We start from the raw sequence: 18,304 nt of genomic DNA, 5'->3' as shown, positions 1-18,304 counted from the left end.
ATACAAACAGAAGTTCTGTGGTCAATTCTACTAGATTTGCGACAAAAAAACCCGTTATGGTTTCAAGAATAAACATTAATAATTTCAGATAGAAAAGTTTTCCAGTAATAAGCAGTATTTAAGTATTACGCTATTTCAGAATAAAAGAATATTTTACCTACTTTTAACCTGTCCAATGGATCATAACATTCAATTCTTTGATTGTTAAAGCAGTTCAAGGAAGCCTTAGGATATTCGGCATCGAGCCCGCCGGATAAATCAGCAGTGTATCAGCAAGTCTGAATGGCACTTAACAAGGTTTTGAACAATGAACCTCCATTCCATTCGCGTACGCATCGTCGCTTTCACAGCCATTTGTGTCATCGGGTCCACCGGCACGATTGTTGGATATAATCTTTGGTCGGCCAGTAAAAACGCAGACTATGTGGCCTCTAACGTGGGAGAGCTTCTGGACCACAACAGCCAGTCTTCTCTTTCTCACCTTGCCGCCGCTCAGGCCGGTGTCATCAAGTCCGAGGTCGAAACAGCCTTTTCAACCGCCCGCAGCATGGCAAAGGCACTTGAAACCATTGCCATGCCAGAAAATAAAGGCGGCTCTCGAGACGAAGTACGACGCGCCCAGCTGAACGAACTGCTTCACCGCTCCCTCCAAGACAACCCCCTCTTCAACGGCACCTACAGCGCCTGGGAGCCGGACGCCCTTGACGGCATGGACGCCATTTTCAAATCCGATGCAGCCATGGGCTCCGACGCATCAGGGCGGGCCCTGCCCTATTGGACACGCGACGGCAACGGCAAAATCGCCGTACAGCCTCTTGTAGAATATGACAGCTCGGACAAACACCCCAATGGTCTTGTCAAAGGCGGATGGTTCCTGAACCCGCAACGCACAGGAAATGAAAATATCCTTGCCCCACTTCCCTATGTCGTTCAAGGCAAGTCGGTTTACCTTGCAACCATGTCCGTTCCCATCACGGTGAACGGCAAATTCGCTGGCGTCGCAGGAGCCGACTTCGAGCTTTCCTTCGTTCAGGAATTAGCCAACAAGGTTGATAAAAGCATCTATGATGGAGCAGGTTCGGTGCAGATCGTCACCAATGACGGCCTGTTGGTCGCATCCAGTCTGGACCCGAAGAGCATCGGCGGCAAATTCTCATTCGATCAGGACAATGGTGCAGCAGAGGCCAAGGCACTGAGCGAAGGCGCTTCCAAGATCTTTGTTGACGAGAAGGACGATGCCCTGCGTGTCTTCTCTCCAATCGCTCTTGGACGCACCGATCAGAGCTGGTCAGTGGTCATCGATGTGCCCCGCTCGGTGGTAATGGCCGAGTCCATCGCCATGGGACAGGCCATGGACGAGCGCAACAACACGGCTCTCTTCTGGCAGTTGGCGGTTGCCCTCATCGTGGCTCTGGTGGCCATGGTCGCCATGGCATTGGTCGCGCACAACATTTCCGCCCCGATCGTCAAAATGGCCAAAATTCTGCGCCGTATTGCATCCGGAGATACAGTTGACCGCGTCGATGGCGCTGACCGCAAGGATGAAATCGGCGAAATCGCCCAAGCCTCCGAGATCTTGCGCACAGGTCTTCAGGAAGCGGAAAAACTGCGCAAGGAGGCAGCAAGCCGCGAAGAAGAAGAACGCAAACTACTGGACCGCCGCGCCAAACTGGCTCAGGACTTTGTCTCCCGCATGCAGGCTCTTTCCACAGGCATCGCCTCTTCGTCCAGCGAAGTGGCCACCGCAGCACAGGACCTGTCCAACACAGCAAGGGAAACAACCCGACAATCCCAGTCTGTTGCCGTCGCAGCTGATCAGGCCTCGGCCAACGTTCAGACCGTGGCCAGCGCCACCGAGGAAATGTCGGCCTCCGTGCGCGTCGTCAACGATCAGGTGGTCCATTCAGCGCAAATCGCCGACAAGGCCAACGCCGAAGCGGATGCTGCCAATGACCGCATCCAGTCTCTGGCGGCAGCAGCTGCGGCCATTGGCGACGTCATTGAGCTGATCAATGGCATCGCAGCCCAAACCAACCTGCTGGCCCTTAACGCCACCATCGAGGCCGCCCGGGCTGGTGAAGCAGGCAAAGGCTTCGCGGTCGTTGCAGCCGAGGTCAAGGAATTGGCATCCCAGACAGCCAAGGCCACCGAGGAAATCGGACTCAAAGTTTCCGAAATCCAGCAAGCAACAGACGGTACAGTCCGGTCCGTTGGCGAGATTGCCCAGGTCATCGCAAGCATCAAGGAAACCGCGTCCCAGATCACGACAGCTGTCGATGAACAGGGATCGGCCACCGCCGAGATCGCTAGCAACTGTCAGCAGGCAGCAACCGGCACTGATGAAGTGACCAAGAATATCAGCGGCGTCAACATCGCCGCCCAGCAGACCGGTACGGCATCCACCAAGCTGCAGGATCTCTCCAAAGGCCTGTCCGAGCAGGCTGGCGACCTCAGCAACATCGTGGAGAAATTTGTCGAAGACTTCGCCGCCGCCTGAGTTTGAAAGAAACCCTTCCGACAAAAAAGCCCGCATCGGCCATCAGCTGGTGCGGGTTTTCATTTGCAGTCTGCGAGACAGATCGACCAATCAGTTCTGATCTTCGGGCAAAACCGGCATCGGCAGACAATCGATCCCGTCTTCTGCCAGCGACTTCACCTCATCAACGGTTGCTTCACCATAGATGCCGCGCTCTTCGGTTTCCTTAAAATGCATCTTGCGGGCTTCTTCGGCGAAATTGTCACCAACATAATCGGCATTCTTGACCACATGTTCGCGGAAGGCGCGCAACATCTTCTGCACCTGCTGGGGATCGGGCCCCTCTTGGGGCGCTGCCACGGCGGCACCGGCATGAGGCACGACGGCATTCGACGTCGCTGGTTGTGGCACAGCGGGTGAAGGCGCAACCTCAGCAGCGCCCTGCCCCTCACTTGGGCGCACGGCACTGTCTTGCGTGCGCGTTCCGGTGACGCGCGGAGCCATCAGGGATTTTGAGATTTTCGTCGATGCACAAAAAGGACATTCAACATGGCCGTCCCGGGTCTGCATCTCGCAATCATCATTATTGCGAAACCAGCCCTCAAACACATGATCATGCTCGCAGCGCAGCGAATACTTAATCAAGTCAAACCCCTAATTCCATTTCAGACAATCTGTGCATCGCGCACAAAAATCCATTTCGCACCAATTGGCAAGCGAAATTTCATCCGCTGAATTATACGCTACTTGCGATCAGATTTCAAAAGCACGGTCGTGCTGAAGGGACGGTATTGCCTTGCGACAAACATCCACGCGCGTCATGTCGATATCGGCCGCGATGAAACAGGGCTCATCCTCAGCCTCGGCCAACACGGTGCCCCAAGGGTCCACGATGATGGAATGACCATAGGTCTTGCGGCCATTCTCATGCTTACCCCCTTGCGCGGCGGCAATCACGAAGGCGCCATTTTCAATGGCTCTGGCCCGTATCAGCACTTCCCAGTGCGCCTGACCTGTACGCTTGGTAAAAGCAGCAGGAATGGCCAGAATATTAGCGCCCTTCTGATTGCACAAAGCCCGATAGAGATAGGGAAAGCGCAGATCATAGCAAATGGTCAGTCCCAATGTACCCCAAGGTAAAATGGCGCTCACAGCTTTCTCTCCGGGCACGAAGCTGGCCGATTCACGGTAGCTCTCACCATTTTCCAGATCCACATCAAACATATGGATCTTGTCATAGCGCGCAGCAATCCGCCCGGCTGGCGAGATCAGGAGGCTGCGATTGGCCGCCTTCACCTCATCACATGTCTTGACCAGAAAGGACATCGAACCGATATGCAACCAGATATCCAGCTCTTCGGCCAGCGCCTGCATCCGCTTGAGGCCTTCATCATCGTCCTCGGCCGAGAGGACGGCCATCATCGCCTTGCGGTTCATCTCCATGGTCGCGGTCTGTTCGGGCGTCTGGATATATTCTGCCCCATCGCGACGCGCCTCTCTGATAAGCCGTTCGGCTTCATCAAGATTATGCGCCGGATCGCGACCGGAACGCAGTTGAACACAGGCAGCGCGGAAGGACGTCATGCAACTCTCCAGTTTATCTCGGAATTGACGGCCCGACAGGGCCGCAACAGGATCACCTTTGAGTATTACCCAAGCCCATCCGCAATGACAAGCGGACAAAAGGGCTCGCAACCGAGTGCGGTCTGCGGCACCTTAAGCGGCCAGCATCTCGTCAAGTTTCCCAGCTTTATCAAGGGCAAACAGATCATCACAGCCGCCAACATGCTCTTCATCAATGAAGATTTGCGGGAAGGTGCGGCGACCGGATTTTTTCATCATTTCCTGCTTGATATCAAAATCGAAGGTCGCATCCAGCTCACGGAACGCAACACCCTTGTCGGTGAGCAGTTTTTTGGCTGCGGTGCAAAATCCGCACATTTTACGCGTATAAATAACAACTTCTGCCATTTCGGTCTCCATTCGACCAAACCGGTCTTTTGCCATTTCGGGAAGGATGCAAATGCCAGTTTGGATTTATTCAAAACTCAATCATTTATATGGGCATTTCAGAGCCAGCGGCAACCCGTGCGAAAGTGATAATGCAAATTTCTCCTGCGTTGGAACGCCTCAACACACGGCAGCAGGCATCAAGCGTTGCCCCAGTCGTCCAGACATCATCCACCAGCACCACCGTTCGGCCCGACAGAGATGTCTTGTCGTCCAGATTGATCTGAAAGGCCCCCTCCACATTGACCCGGCGCTCATCCTCACTCAACCCTACCTGCTGACGCGTGGGCCGCGTACGTTGCAGAAGGTCCGGCATGAAAACGGTTCCCGTCTCCTGCGCAATCACCTTGGCCAGCAACGCAGACTGATTGAACCGCCGCCACCACAGACGTCTTTTATGCAGGGGCACCGGCACGATGATGGCATCAGGGTCAGTAAGGCAATCCGCTCCGGCCCGCACCATCCAGCGCCCCATGACAATGGCAAGATCTGTTCGATCCATATATTTGAGTTGATGCACCATACGTCTTGCCGTGCGGCCGAACAGTGCCACAGAGCGTGCGCGATCATAAGCGGGGGGATTGGCCAGAACATCCGGACTGACAAGCGCTTCGCCCAGATCGTAGGAAAAAGGGACACCCGATACGGAACAATAGGGCCGCGCGATCCATTCCATTTCGCCCCAACAGGCCCCGCACAGGCTGTTGGCATCCTGCACGATCTTGCCGCAGCCTGCGCAGCGGGGAGGAATGATAAGATCCTGCACCGCGCGGCCTGCCCGCAAAAGAGGGCGCCCGATCAGCCGAGCGCCATTCAGCAAGCTTCCATCAAGGCCGCCCTGTTCGCTCTGGAGAAATTTCAGCATTGCCTCCCCTAATCCTCGCCTCTGCTAACCCCGGATCGATGATACTGATAGCACAATGCAACAAGCAGCGTTATCATACAAGTTGATCCAGAATCGAAAAAGGCATCACTCTCATGGAAACAGACACGACCGGCGTCCCGCGCCTTTTCGACACGAGATTGCTGGCCGACCGTCGCAAAAGGGCTCTGGCGCACCATGGCGACGCAGGCGATTTCCTGCTCAAGGAAGTTACCAGTGACATGCTCGACCGTCTTTCCATCATTCTGCGCCCCTTTCCCGTCATCGCCGAACTGGGCGGCCACACCGGAGGTCTTGCCCGACAGCTTAAAAATCGGGAGGGGACGGACTATGTATTCCGCCTCGAACAGGCCTCGACGCTTCTGGCGAAGGAAGACAACGGGCTCTTGTTTGACCCCGAGTTCCTGCCTATCAAGCCGCAAAGTCTCAATCTTCTGGTTTCTCCGCTCTTTTTGCACTGGGTCAACGATCTGCCCGGTACCTTGGTGCAAATCCGCCAGAGTCTGGCTCCCGATGGCCTGCTGCTGGCCACCCTGCTCGGAAGAGATAGTCTGAAAGAACTGCGCGAAGCATTCCTCATGGCCGACAGCGAAATAACAGGCGGCGCAAGCCCGCGGGTTGCCCCGTTGCCCGACCTTAAGGATATGGGAAGCTTGCTGCAACGGGCTGGCTTTTCATTACCCGTTGTGGATCATGACACGCTGACGGTCCGCTACAGCTCACTCTTCTCGCTCATGCAGGATTTACGGCGCATGGGAGCAACCAATGTGCTGACAGACCGCTCACGCCATTTCATGCGGCGTGATTGTCTCATGCGCGCGGCCAAAATCTATCAAGACCGCTTTTCCGATCAGGACGGCCGTATCCGCGCCACCTTCCAAGTCGTATCCCTATCCGGCTGGGCTCCGGATGAAAGCCAGCAAAAGCCGCTCAAGCCGGGCAGCGCCAAGATGTCTCTTGCCAGTGTTTTGGGGGATAAATCGGGCAGCAAATAACGACCCTTGCCTGCAATGTCCAATCACGCCAGACAACAAAAAGCCGCGCGTCGAACCGAGGCGCGGCTGCAAACACTCTGTGATCCGCCTGTGTCTTAAGGCGCAGTGGCCCCGATATAGCCAGCAAATGCATTCAAAACCCGATTGAGGTTTGAAACCAGAGGACCGGAGCCTATAACCAACGCAGCAGCCACCAAGCTGGCAATAATGCTATATTCAATAGCCGTAGCGCCATTTTGATCTTTCAGAAAAGCGTTAAATTTGTGAAGCATACTGATCCTAACAATTTGCCGCAGGAAAGATCTGGCTCCCGCAAAAAACCATCTGGACGTAATTTTATCAAAATTTATAAAGAAAATCTCAAAAGCCGGAAAGAATCTCTTTCCGACCTGAAATAATAGCAACCAAATTATTAATTCCGTGAAAAAAGCTGGCTCTATGCACCCAGCAGATCGACCAGCGGAGCGATCAACGGCAGGTCTGCCGGCGGCATCGGATAATCCCGCAAGGCACCGGCCCGCACCCATTTGAGCGCCTGCCCCTCACGAGACTGCGGCACCCCTTCCCAACGGCGGCAGATATAAAGCGGCATCAGAAGATGAAAATCATCATAGCCGTGGCTGGCAAAGGTCAGCGGCGCCAGACAAGCTTCTTTGGTCTTGATACCCAGCTCTTCTTCCAGCTCGCGAATGAGCGCCACTTCCGGCCGCTCCCCTGCTTCCAGCTTACCGCCCGGGAATTCCCATAGCCCGGCCAGATTCTTGCCCTCCGGGCGCTGGGCGATGAGGATGCGATTGTCCTCATCCACCAAAGCGACAGCAACCACCAGCAACAACCGGATCGACGGCTCGTTCGTTCCTTCAGATGCAGACATAAACCCCAAACCCTAGCTGCGATAGTCGCCATTGATCGTGATATAGCCATGGGTCAGGTCACAGGTCCAAACCGTCGCGGTTCCCTCACCAACCCCGAGATCAGCGCGGATCTCGATCTCGCCATTTTTCATATAGTCGCTGGCAAGCTCTTCGGAATACTCCGCATCACGCATGCCATCGACAGCCAGACGATAAGGACCGAACCAGATGGCGAGCTTGTCCCGATCTGCCATTTCACCGGCCTTGCCGACAGCGGCAACGACACGCCCCCAGTTGGCGTCTTCCCCGGCAGCGGCCGTTTTCACCAGCGGACTATTGGCAACAGCAAGTGCCACACGCTTGGCTGCGGCATTATCCTCTGCACCACTGATCGTGATTTCAAGGAACTTGCTGGCCCCTTCTCCATCGCGCACAACCATCTTGGCCAGATCCTGCAAGAGAGCCGAGAGCGCATCGGAAAAAGCTTCAAGTCGCGGATCGTCTGCCACTTCGATCTCTGGACAGCCGCGCCCCTTGGCGGCACCAGACGCAAAAACCATAAGAGTGTCGCTGGTTGATGTATCGCTATCCACGGTGATGGCGTTAAAGGAGGTATCCACATGCTTGGAGAGCAGCCCCTGAAGGGCCTCGGAGGCAATCGGCGCATCGGTAAAGACGAAGCCCAGCATTGTGGCCATATCCGGCGCAATCATTCCCGAGCCCTTGGCGATGCCATGAATGGCGACCGTTGTCCCATCGATATCCACGCTCGCTGTGGCCACCTTGACAAAGGTGTCTGTTGTCATGATCGCCCGCGCCGCATCCATGAAGGACGCATCGGCTTTTTCAGGATCAAACAATGTGCCGAACAGGGATGTAATCGGAGCCGGATCCAGCGGTTCGCCAATAACACCGGTCGAGGCCATGAAAATCTCCGAAGCCTTGCCGCCGCAGGCTTCAGCAGCTGCCGCAGCAACAGCAGAAACGGTCTTCTCACCCGCAGAGCCGGTGAAGGCATTGGCATTGGATGCATTGACAACGAGCGCCCGCGCGCTGCCGCCACCAAGATGGGCCTTGCACCAGTCAACCGGAGCCGATGGGCATTTGGATTTGGTATAAACCCCGGCGACGGAGGTTCCCTCAGCCATCTCGACAATCAGTAAGTCGTTGCGTCCCTTGTATTTTACGCCGGTCGCAGCAACACCAAGGCGAAACCCTCCGATCGCATCAAGCGCGGGATAGTCGGTTGGTGCAAAAGGTGATGGCTTGAGTTCCATGACAGGCATCCTTCCATAAAAAAGAGGGAAAACATCCAGGGCCCATGGCCATAAGGATGCTTTCCCTCTCCATAAACCGTGCTCTGAACAAATGCCAGCCAATTTTAGCAATTATTCGCTGACTTTAGCGGCGGGCGAGCCTTGGCCCGCCATCCCCTTTTCATGGTCAGAAGCAATTGGTCTTCAAGATCATTCAGGGATCTTGACGTCCGCTTCCTTACGCAGATCGTCGAGCAAAGACTGGAATTTCTGCTGAGCGACAAATGCACGTAGGTTATCTTTTACCGATTCAAGCGTTGGCTTTGGCGCATCCCGCTTGTCTTCGACCAGAATGACATGCCAACCGAAATCGGATTTGACAGGCTCTTCGGTATATTTGCCTTTATCCAGTGCAAAGGCTGCAGCTTCAAAGGCAGGAACCATTTGTCCCTGACCGAAATAGCCAAGATCACCACCCTGAGCACCAGACGGCCCTGTGGATTTTTCCTTGGCCAGCTCGGCGAAATCCGCTCCACCATCAAGTTCTTTGATGATGTCTTTGGCTTCATCTTCGGTCTTGACCAGAATATGACGGGCCTTGACCTGCTGGCGCACCGGCAACGCACCGATCTGTTCATCATAGACAGCCTGCAAATCGGCATCCGTGATGGCCTCATCCACATTCTTGCGGAAAAATTCGGTCTGCAAAGCACGCTTCTTGAGGAATTCGACCTGCTTCTTGAAGCTTTCAGACTGATCCAGCCCCTGTTTGGTTGCTGCTTGAGAGACCAGCTCCATGTTAACGAGCATCGTCGTCAGGGTCTCTTTTCTCTGCTCGGGTGTCATCTGCTGGGTTTGTTGGCCAAGCTGATCTGCAATAAAATCAAACTCGCCCGCGGTGATTTCTTTGCCATTGACAGTAGCAACCACACTGTCGTCTCCAGCATCCTGAGCGAGAACACCCGGGACGGAGCCAATCAGAAATAGAGAAGCCGCTACGGCCATTGCAGAGCGTTGGAAATAGGCACGAACCATCTGTATCTTTCCTATCGTTGTTCACTTTGGAACGAAAAAACTTTAAAAACTGCCTTTCATGTGACCTACCCGCCTTTCTTGGCGTTGACAAGACAAAGACCCAATCTTATCTGTCAGCCGTGCAGTTTATTGCCAATCAGGTTATCTGGCTGTTGACATTCATGTTAAAGCCGAGACTTGCGTCCCGCTTGACCTAGTCTCGCCGCAATTGCGTTACAAATAAGGCCGTCACAAAATTGTGGGGGCATTTTCAAGGAAGGATCCGGTCTATGGCTGGTCTTGGAGCTATCGCTCGCAAACTCTTTGGAACGGCAAATGATCGTCGCATCAAGGGGTATCGTCCCACAGTCGCCGCCATCAACGCGCTGGAAGATGAATATTCCCAGCTCTCCGATGAGGCCTTGCGCCACAAGACCGTGGAGTTCCGTGAACAACTGGCGAACGGGGAGAAGCTGGACAAGCTGCTTGTTCCTGCCTTTGCCACAGTAAGAGAAGCGGCCAAGCGCACGCTCGGACAGCGCCATTACGATGTGCAGCTGATGGGCGGCATGGTGCTCGATGACGGCGCCATCGCAGAAATGCGCACCGGTGAGGGTAAGACCCTCGTCGCAACATTGGCAGGTTACCTCAACGCGCTCGAAGGCAAGGGCGTGCATGTGGTCACCGTCAACGACTATCTGGCCAAGCGCGACTCCGAATGGATGGGACAGGTCTACCGCTTCCTGGGCATGACCACCGGCGTCATCGTCCATGGCATCAATGACGAAGAACGCAAAGCCGCGTACGCAGCAGATGTGACCTACGGCACCAACAACGAATTCGGTTTCGATTATCTGCGCGACAACATGAAATATGATCTGGACCAGATGGTTCAGCGTGGCCATAACTTCGCCATCGTCGACGAGGTCGATTCCATTCTGGTCGATGAAGCGCGTACTCCACTGATCATTTCCGGCCCGCTGGATGACCGCTCGGAAATGTACAACACCATTGACAAGTTCATTCCGCAGCTGAGCCCTGAACATTACGAAATCGACGAAAAGCAGAAAACGGCAACCTTCACTGAAGAAGGCACCGAGTATGTCGAGAAGATTCTTCAGGAAGCTGGCATGCTGCAAGGCGAGTCGCTTTATGACATCGAGAATGTGACCGTTGTTCACCATCTCAATCAGGCTCTGCGCGCTCATCTGCTGTTCGCCCGCGACAAGGATTACATCGTCAAGAACAATGAAGTTGTCATCATTGACGAGTTTACCGGCCGCATGATGGAAGGCCGCCGCTTCTCTGATGGTCTGCATCAGGCACTTGAAGCCAAGGAACACGCAGCCATACAGCCGGAAAACCAGACTCTGGCTTCCGTTACCTTCCAGAATTATTTCCGCCTCTATGACAAGCTCTCCGGCATGACCGGTACGGCCCAGACCGAAGCGGAAGAGTTCATGGACATCTACAACCTCGAAGTCATCGATGTTCCGACCAACCTGCCGATCCAGCGCGTGGATGAAGATGATGAGGTATATCGCACCCTGCGCGAGAAGGATGATGCTCTCGTCGAACTGATGAAGGATTGCGTGGAGCGAGGCCAGCCGGCCCTAGTCGGTACGACCTCGATTGAACGGTCCGAAGAGCTGTCCGCGCGACTGAAAAAGGAAAAGATCCCGCATCAGGTCCTGAACGCCCGCTTCCACGAACAGGAAGCCCTCATCGTTGCACAGGCCGGTAGCCCGGGCGCAATCACCATCGCCACCAACATGGCCGGTCGTGGTACCGATATTCAGCTCGGCGGCAACCTGGACATGCGCATCGCACAGGAAATCCCAGAAGAGGTGCAGGGTGAAGAGCGCGAGAAGAAAATCGCCGAGATCAAGGCAGACATCGAAGCCAAGAAGCAGAAAGCACTCGAAGCCGGAGGCCTTTATGTGATCGGCACCGAGCGCCACGAAAGCCGCCGCATCGACAACCAGTTGCGTGGTCGTTCCGGCCGTCAGGGTGACCCGGGGCATTCCAAATTCTTCCTCTCTCTGGAAGATGACCTGATGCGCATCTTCGGCTCGGACCGCATGGACGGCATGCTCCAGAAGCTGGGCCTGAAAGAAGGCGAAGCCATCGTTCATCCGTGGATCAACAAGGCGCTTGAAAAAGCCCAGAAAAAGGTTGAGGCCCGGAACTTCGATATTCGTAAAAACCTTCTCAAGTTCGATGACGTAATGAATGACCAGCGTAAGGTCATCTTTGATCAGCGCGTCGATCTAATGAAGGACGACAGCGTTGCGGAAACCGTTACGGATATGCGCCACGAAGTCGTCGAAGATATCGTCGCCAAGCATATTCCAGAGCGCGCCTATGCTGAGCAGTGGGATGTAGATGGCCTTCACAACGAAGTGCAGGAAATCCTCAATCTCGACGTTCCGGTAAAGGACTGGGCCAAGGAAGAAGGCATCGCTGACGAAGAAATCATCGATCGCCTGCAAAAAGCAGCAGATGAAGCAGCGGCAGCGAAAACAGCCAACTTCACTCCGGACCTTATGCGTCAGGTAGAAAAGTCGGTTCTGCTGCAAATTCTCGATCATCTCTGGCGCGAGCATCTGGTGGCCCTCGATCATCTGCGCAACGTGATCGGCTATCGCGGCTACGGCCAGCGTGATCCGCTGCAGGAATATAAGACCGAGAGCTTCGAACTGTTCCAGGCCATGATGGACAATATGCGCCGTCTGGTGACCCAGCAGTTGGCCCATGTGCAGCTGCGACAGGAAGAGCCAAACCCGTTCGAACAGAATGAACTGCCAGAAATGCACGAACAGCACGCCAATCCGAATACGGGAGAAAATGATGCTGTGCCCAACAAGGACGCTGCTCCACACAATGCCTTTGGCAAAGTGCCACGCAACGCCCCCTGCCCTTGTGGTTCGGGTAAAAAATTTAAGCATTGCCACGGCAAGTTGAGCTGATCAGCCTCGACATCACCAAATCAGGTCCCGCCATTGCCTATCAGCTTTGGCGGGATTTTTTTATACCTTGTCCAATCACTCTTCCTTCGTGAAGACATCCGTCAGTTTTAGCACTCTTGAACAGAACCCAACGACAAAATCAAAGAAATGCCACAGTAAGTAATACAAGAATAGAAAATACCTATAATTATAGTTTTTTATGAAAAATCAAAAAAGACACTAATTTTCAACTGGAAGTTTGGGTAATTTTTTTTCATATTACCCTAAAATCCGTAAGCATTTGTACTTGATAATTATATCTACTGCCAATTTTGCAATTAAATATTCTGTTAAGAGCAAGCTGATACAAAGAATTGAAAAGTATTAAGTAATAAGCAGAGTTCACAGGACTTTGCGCTGGAGCGTTTATGTCAAAGAACATAACCTTGACAGGGACTGAGCGTTTTTTTGAAGTGTCCGAAATCATAGTTTCCAAAACGGACCTCAAAGGCCGTGTCACCTATTGCAATTCCCAGTTCGTCAAAATATGCGGCTATTCCGAAAAGGAGATGCTGGGCCAACCTCACAGCATTATTCGCCATCCAGACATGCCGCGATGCGTCTTCGAACTGATGTGGGAGACCATCCAGAACGACAAGGAAATTTTCGCCTATGTCGTCAACCGCTGCAAGAATGGCGATCACTACTGGGTCAACGCCCACATCACGCCGAGCCATGATGCATCGGGCAACATTATCGGATATCACTCCAACCGCCGTGTCCCGGACAGGGATATCGTCAATAACGCAATCATACCGCTCTACAAGAAATTGCTGGATGAAGAAAACGCCCATACCAATCGCAAGGAAGGCATGAAGGCGTCCCGCCAGATGCTCACCGACCTGCTGGAATCCGGTGGCGTTCCCTATGACGAATTCATCGCAACATTGTGACGCATGACAATCCGTTCAACCGGATTCAGGCGCCTTAAATACAGAGACCGATAGTATGCTGAAAAATCAGTACAAGTCCGCAGTCATGAAAGCCATAGATGTTGTCGAAGCAGCAGCCAAGGGCGACTTCGAAAAACGCATTATCAATATTACAGAAACGGGCGAGTCCGCACGCCTGTTACATGCCATCAACGACCTGATCGACCGATCGGATGCCTACTTGCGCGAATCCACAGCATCCCTTGAATATGTTGCGCGAAACAAATATTTCCGACGCATCTCGGAAAAAGGCATGAACGGCAGCTTCGCAACGGCTAGCCGCACGGTCAACGATGCCATGGAGGTCATGTCAGAAAGGGTCCACACCTTCTCCGGAGCGGTGAAGGACTTTGAAGACCAGATGAGCAGCATTGTTCAGATTGTGGCCGCAGCTGCCGTCGAGCTTGAAGCTTCCGCCGGTTCCATGAACCAGATCGCCACCACATCCAGCAGTCAGGCCAACATTGTTCAGCAGGCATCGGAACAGACATCTGGCAATGTCAGCGCTGTGGCTGCAGCCACAGAGCAACTGACCAACTCCATCAGCGAAATCAATCAGCAGGTCATGCGCTCCGCCGAGCATAGCGAAAATGCGGTCAACGAGGTGAGACAAACCAGCGAAGACCTCAAGGGCCTTTCCAGCGCAGCCGATAGCATTGGCGCCATTATGTCACTGATTGCCGACATCGCCGACCAGACCAATCTTTTGGCCCTCAACGCGACGATTGAAGCCGCCAGAGCCGGAGAAGCTGGCAGAGGCTTTGCTGTCGTCGCCAATGAGGTCAAGGCACTGGCAACCCAAACCAGCAAAGCCACCAGCGACATTGGCCAGCAGATTGCACGCATACAGGAAGCAAGCCAGCATGCTGTTAATTCCTTCGACGGTATAGAGCGTACGGTCGCCAGCACCAAGGAGATCGCGGTTGCCATCGCAGCCGCAGTGGAAGAGCAAAGCGCAGCCTCCAACGAGATCGCCCGCAGCATTGAAGAAGCGTCCGTGGGAAGCTCGGAAGTAACCTGCAACATTTCTTCGGTGAGCGAGAGCATCGTTGAAGCCTCCAACGCAGCGCACGATGTCCATCATGCTTCTCAGGAATTGGCCACGAACGGCGAGAAGCTCAAATCCGGCATCGACAATTTTCTGCACGAAGTACGCAAGGTCATTTGACAGGTACCAGCGACCTCTAGAAAACAAGAAAGCCCCGGTTCGACCGGGGCTTTCGTTTTACATAAGACCTGTTGTGGCAACGTGTCAGGCAGCACTAGCCCCCAAACGGGCAAGTTTTTCAAGCTGCCTTTGAACAAGCTCGGCAGATTCAACCTGCGTCTCGACAATCCCCCCCAGTTCATTGAGCGTCTTGTCGATGCCGTCTGGCTGGGCAATCATGTCATCAATCTGCTGAATGGTGGATTTATACAAATCCCCCTCGTCAATAAATTTCTGCCGCGTCTGCGCGATCAGTTCACCCAATGCAGCCAGCGCTCCTTCCATATCTCCGATTGTTTCTTCGGTATGCACCAGAGTGGATTTCGTATCCCCGGCCAGTTGCTTGACCTCCGAAGCAACAACAGCAAACCCGCGACCGGCCTGCCCGGCTCTGGCGGCCTCAATCGTTGCGTTGAGAGCCAGAAGGTTGGTCTGCCCGGTAATCCCGTCAATCACACCCAGAATGTCTCTCAAGCCCTTCATGGCACCGGACAAATGCTCGAACTGATAGGAAAGATCATTCGTCTCGTCAGCTTCCTGAGCCGCCCCGGCCTCCGGACCGTCATTGACTCCCGAAATGGAAGAACGGATGGAATAAAGAGAATCCCGCATATGCTGCGTGTTGGCCAGAACGCTCTGGATATCACCAACATTGGCAAATTGCTCCGACATTGTGTCGATGATCTTGGAGCGTACCAGATTGATCATCTCGGCACTGGCCAAACGGCACCGTGTGAAATAATTGCTGAAGCGCGAATAGTGGATCGTGAAATTCTTCAGATAGTCATCCTCATACTGGTTCGCCTCATCTTCAAAGAAGACAATTGCACTCAGTGTCTCATTCACATTGATGCCAAACAGCTCACCGAAGGTGGAAAAACCAGCGACAGGCATCGCCCAAGCATCCGACAGAGCCGCCGTCGATTTCTGATTGTGCAGGCGGCGCAAGATACAGTCATTCAGGATGGCTCCCAAAGGCTTAGGCTTGCCACGCAAAAAACTGCCCAAATCACTCTTGGTCTGCTGCGCAAAATCGGTCGCTTCAAGCAGGAACAATTCGTCCCCCGGATTGACATCGCAATAAAAGGCAACCTCTCCCTCCTCGGGCTTGATCGCAGCGACCGAGCGCACATATATTTCGCCGTCTATTTCGATGCCAAAGCTCTTGCCAGCCAAGCTACCTTCGATCTTGTCACTCGACACCCTGAAATGCTGCGCCAGCCTATCGATAAAGGGCTCGACATCGCCACTTGTTGGGTCCACCACACTGCGGACCACACGCAAATCCGGGTCGGCATCTGCAATCAGGAATGAAACACTGCTCTTCTTGAAATTCTGGCTTTTGAAAACACCATATTTCCGCCCTTTGGCCAAACGAACAAAAACCATGATCGCATGGTTCTGCATCACCTGAGCCCCATCGGCAATCTTGGTCTCCAAGAAATCCAGTTTGCCGCCAGCCGAGCCGCCAATGAAGAGGCAAGGGAATTTACCGCTCTGATACACTGCCTCCATCAGATAATTCTCAGAAGCTGACAAACCGTCAATGAAAGTCAGAGCAAAAACTTCTTCGGGGCGGATGGAGAATGGCACATTGATACGCCCCAGATCCTGCGCGATACGGGCAATCCGCTGGTCACGGCTTTTGTTCGGGCTGCCCGCGCGAATATCCTCATTATGCAGGGAAACCTTATGAACGGACACATCACCAATCAGATCTGGCGGGAAAATCTGGACAGTAAGGCTCTCCCAACTGCCCGAAGCATTGCGATAAAGCGCATTGTCAGAACAGTTGCACAGCTCACCAGCGGTCATTACAGCAATAACGCGGGTTTTCCCCGCCATTTCATTGAGCCGGCGGACAATATCCTCAAAATTGAGATGGGGAGAGATATAGGCAACGGCCAGCGGGGACTGACCAGTCGGAAAGGAGAAGGAAGCAGAGCTAAGATGCGACAGGGATTTATTACTCTCAATAACCCTAATGGTCTCAACTACGGCTTCGGACAATATTTCTGAAGCAATCTGGTTTTCCATGTCCAAAATCGCACCTCACTTTGTTGAAATAATCAAAATATATTTATCAGGAAAGTTATAATAATTTCATTAATAGTCTAAATCATTTCCGAAGAGCATTACTACCATTAGAACGGTCAATTACAACAACAACTATTCTTAAACTATATTTAGTTTGATTCAGCATGCCGGATCCGTAAATTCAGCCTCCAACCAAGAAAGGCTGCGCCAAACACGCGAGCGCATCATGAGCGACAGCGCTAACCAATGAGCAACACCAACAAACAGGACCCATATCTGCAGAATATGCACAAAGCACGAGAATTAGACTGCTTTTCCATTGCACCCGTCGAATGCATCCGCTAAGAAAGCCGACATATAATCTGTGTGTCTTGGAGATGTCACAAAGCCACGCACAACCGAAAACATCAGGTTCGTGCAAACATCCCCAAAAGGCCACCAGAAGCACCCGTAGCTCAGCTGGATAGAGCGCTGCCCTCCGAAGGCAGAGGCCAGAGGTTCGAATCCTCTCGGGTGCACCAAATTTCCGCAGTGTTTTCAACACATTGAAGGAAAGAACGGAAAGCCTGAAAGTCTTCACAAATCGATCTGTCACACTGGTGTCACAGTGACGGAGACGATTATGGCTACCTTTCGCAAACGCGGACAAAGATGGCAAGCACTGGTCCGAAAGCAGGGCCACACCCCAATCACCAAATCATTCCTGGCGAAAGCCGATGCTGAACTCTGGGCAAAGCAAATGGAGATGTCCCTAGAGATCGACGGCATGGGAATAATGCCACGCGCACACAAATCGCCACCCCTGTCTGACCTGCTTTTTCGCTATTCCCAGGAAATCACTCCGAAGAAGCGCGGAGCAGACATTGAGCAATACCGCATCAAGACCATCCTCAGGCATGAGATCTCGAAGATCCCTATCAGCAAGCTCTCCTCGTCGGCAGTCGCCAAGTATCGCGATGATCGCCTCAAAGAGGTCAGTTCTTCCAGCGTCCGACGAGAACTGGTGGTGCTTCGTCATTGCCTGGAGATCGCCCGTAAAGAATGGAACGAACCGATCAAGGGAAACCCGGTGCATGACATCAAGATTCCTTCAGACGGCAAAGCCAGAGAACGACGCCTGACAGAAGAGGAATTGCAAGCTCTGAGCAAAGCACTCGATGAGTGCCGCAACAAGCACGTTAAGCCTATGGCTCTCTTCGCATTGGCGACAGGCATGAGACGAGGTGAAATTCTAGCCTTGAACTGGGACGACATAGACAAGGAGAAACGCACCGCAACGATCCGAATGTCCAAGAATGGAGACCCTCGCACAGTTCCTCTCTCCAGCTCAGCGCTCGCCGCGCTCAAACTCTGCCAGACAGCCTCGGGCCGCATCTTCCCTCTATCAGCCAACGCCTTTCGTCTGTCCTGGGAGAGAACAAAACGCAGATCAGGATTAGAGGATCTTCGATTTCACGATCTCCGACACGAAGCCATCAGCCGCTTTTTCGAGCTCGGTCTGAATGTCCCAGAGGTAGCCATGATCAGCGGACACAAAGATCCGCGCATGCTGTTCAGATACACCCACCCCAAAGCAGAGGAAGTGGCGAAGAGGTTATAAGCCGGACAGAAAACGGAGAGGCAATAGCCTCT

General features: G+C 53.4%; 15 protein-coding genes and 1 tRNA gene. 7 read left to right on the top strand and 9 right to left on the bottom strand.

Annotation, left to right across the window (positions count from 1 at the left end):
• Positions 1 to 307 precede the first annotated feature (307 nt).
• Positions 308 to 2,497, top strand: coding sequence for a methyl-accepting chemotaxis protein (locus ACKPCT_RS20160; protein WP_319567796.1), 2,190 nt, complete (start codon positions 308 to 310; stop codon positions 2,495 to 2,497).
• A 90-nt stretch (positions 2,498 to 2,587) separates the two neighbouring features.
• On the opposite strand, the gene ACKPCT_RS20155 is transcribed toward ACKPCT_RS20160, so the two are convergent.
• The 4 genes from ACKPCT_RS20155 to ACKPCT_RS20140 all read right to left on the bottom strand — a co-directional run bounded on the left by ACKPCT_RS20155 (position 2,588) and on the right by ACKPCT_RS20140 (position 5,351).
• On the bottom strand, positions 2,588 to 3,121 hold the full coding sequence (locus ACKPCT_RS20155) for a DUF1178 family protein (protein WP_319567795.1): 534 nt from the start codon (positions 3,119 to 3,121) through the stop codon (positions 2,588 to 2,590).
• A gap of 108 nt (positions 3,122 to 3,229) precedes the next feature.
• A complete protein-coding gene (locus tag ACKPCT_RS20150; protein WP_319567794.1) occupies positions 3,230 to 4,060 on the bottom strand; it encodes a carbon-nitrogen hydrolase family protein in 831 nt (276 codons plus the stop codon).
• A 132-nt stretch (positions 4,061 to 4,192) separates the two neighbouring features.
• Complete coding sequence (gene grxC / locus ACKPCT_RS20145) at positions 4,193 to 4,447, bottom strand: glutaredoxin 3 (RefSeq protein WP_090075677.1); 255 nt, start codon at positions 4,445 to 4,447, stop codon at positions 4,193 to 4,195.
• Between the two features lie 85 nt (positions 4,448 to 4,532).
• On the bottom strand, positions 4,533 to 5,351 hold the full coding sequence (locus ACKPCT_RS20140) for a ComF family protein (RefSeq protein WP_319567793.1): 819 nt from the start codon (positions 5,349 to 5,351) through the stop codon (positions 4,533 to 4,535).
• A gap of 113 nt (positions 5,352 to 5,464) precedes the next feature.
• On the opposite strand from ACKPCT_RS20140, the gene ACKPCT_RS20135 reads away from it, so the two are divergent.
• On the top strand, positions 5,465 to 6,364 hold the full coding sequence (locus tag ACKPCT_RS20135) for a methyltransferase domain-containing protein (RefSeq protein ID WP_090075665.1): 900 nt from the start codon (positions 5,465 to 5,467) through the stop codon (positions 6,362 to 6,364).
• 95 nt (positions 6,365 to 6,459) lie between these two features.
• Here the strand turns inward: ACKPCT_RS20135 and ACKPCT_RS20130 are convergent, their stop codons facing one another.
• The 4 genes from ACKPCT_RS20130 to ACKPCT_RS20115 form a co-directional block, all read right to left on the bottom strand.
• Positions 6,460 to 6,636, bottom strand: coding sequence for a Flp family type IVb pilin (locus ACKPCT_RS20130; RefSeq protein ID WP_090075664.1), 177 nt, complete (start codon positions 6,634 to 6,636; stop codon positions 6,460 to 6,462).
• Between the two features lie 164 nt (positions 6,637 to 6,800).
• A complete protein-coding gene (gene mutT, locus ACKPCT_RS20125) occupies positions 6,801 to 7,238 on the bottom strand; it encodes an 8-oxo-dGTP diphosphatase MutT (protein WP_090075663.1) in 438 nt (145 codons plus the stop codon).
• 12 nt (positions 7,239 to 7,250) lie between these two features.
• Positions 7,251 to 8,495: a bifunctional glutamate N-acetyltransferase/amino-acid acetyltransferase ArgJ gene (argJ, locus tag ACKPCT_RS20120; RefSeq protein WP_090075662.1), complete on the bottom strand. Its 1,245-nt coding sequence runs from the start codon at positions 8,493 to 8,495 to the stop codon at positions 7,251 to 7,253.
• Positions 8,496 to 8,684: 189 nt separating this feature from the next.
• Positions 8,685 to 9,509: a peptidylprolyl isomerase gene (locus ACKPCT_RS20115; protein ID WP_319567792.1), complete on the bottom strand. Its 825-nt coding sequence runs from the start codon at positions 9,507 to 9,509 to the stop codon at positions 8,685 to 8,687.
• Positions 9,510 to 9,778: 269 nt separating this feature from the next.
• Here ACKPCT_RS20115 and secA point away from each other — a divergent pair, with 269 nt between their 5' ends.
• The 3 genes from secA (at position 9,779) to ACKPCT_RS20100 (ending at position 14,596) form a co-directional block, all read left to right on the top strand.
• Positions 9,779 to 12,457 (top strand): preprotein translocase subunit SecA, encoded by a 2,679-nt coding sequence (secA, locus tag ACKPCT_RS20110; RefSeq protein ID WP_319567791.1) that lies wholly within the window; start codon positions 9,779 to 9,781, stop codon positions 12,455 to 12,457.
• A gap of 407 nt (positions 12,458 to 12,864) precedes the next feature.
• Complete coding sequence (locus ACKPCT_RS20105; RefSeq protein WP_090075659.1) at positions 12,865 to 13,389, top strand: PAS domain-containing protein; 525 nt, start codon at positions 12,865 to 12,867, stop codon at positions 13,387 to 13,389.
• Between the two features lie 55 nt (positions 13,390 to 13,444).
• Positions 13,445 to 14,596, top strand: coding sequence for a methyl-accepting chemotaxis protein (locus ACKPCT_RS20100; RefSeq protein ID WP_090075658.1), 1,152 nt, complete (start codon positions 13,445 to 13,447; stop codon positions 14,594 to 14,596).
• A gap of 84 nt (positions 14,597 to 14,680) precedes the next feature.
• Here the strand turns inward: ACKPCT_RS20100 and ACKPCT_RS20095 are convergent, their stop codons facing one another.
• On the bottom strand, positions 14,681 to 16,672 hold the full coding sequence (locus tag ACKPCT_RS20095; protein WP_090075657.1) for a methyl-accepting chemotaxis protein: 1,992 nt from the start codon (positions 16,670 to 16,672) through the stop codon (positions 14,681 to 14,683).
• A gap of 444 nt (positions 16,673 to 17,116) precedes the next feature.
• Here ACKPCT_RS20095 and ACKPCT_RS20090 point away from each other — a divergent pair.
• Together ACKPCT_RS20090 and ACKPCT_RS20085 are read left to right on the top strand one after the other, a co-directional pair.
• Positions 17,117 to 17,193, top strand: a tRNA-Arg gene (locus ACKPCT_RS20090).
• A gap of 101 nt (positions 17,194 to 17,294) precedes the next feature.
• Positions 17,295 to 18,272, top strand: coding sequence for a site-specific integrase (locus ACKPCT_RS20085; RefSeq protein ID WP_319567790.1), 978 nt, complete (start codon positions 17,295 to 17,297; stop codon positions 18,270 to 18,272).
• Positions 18,273 to 18,304: the final 32 nt, after the last annotated feature.

The organism is Cohaesibacter marisflavi, from assembly GCF_963665895.2.
Classification (GTDB): Bacteria; Pseudomonadota; Alphaproteobacteria; order Rhizobiales; family Cohaesibacteraceae; genus Cohaesibacter; species Cohaesibacter marisflavi.
This window is presented reverse-complemented; position numbering and strand designations above follow the sequence as displayed.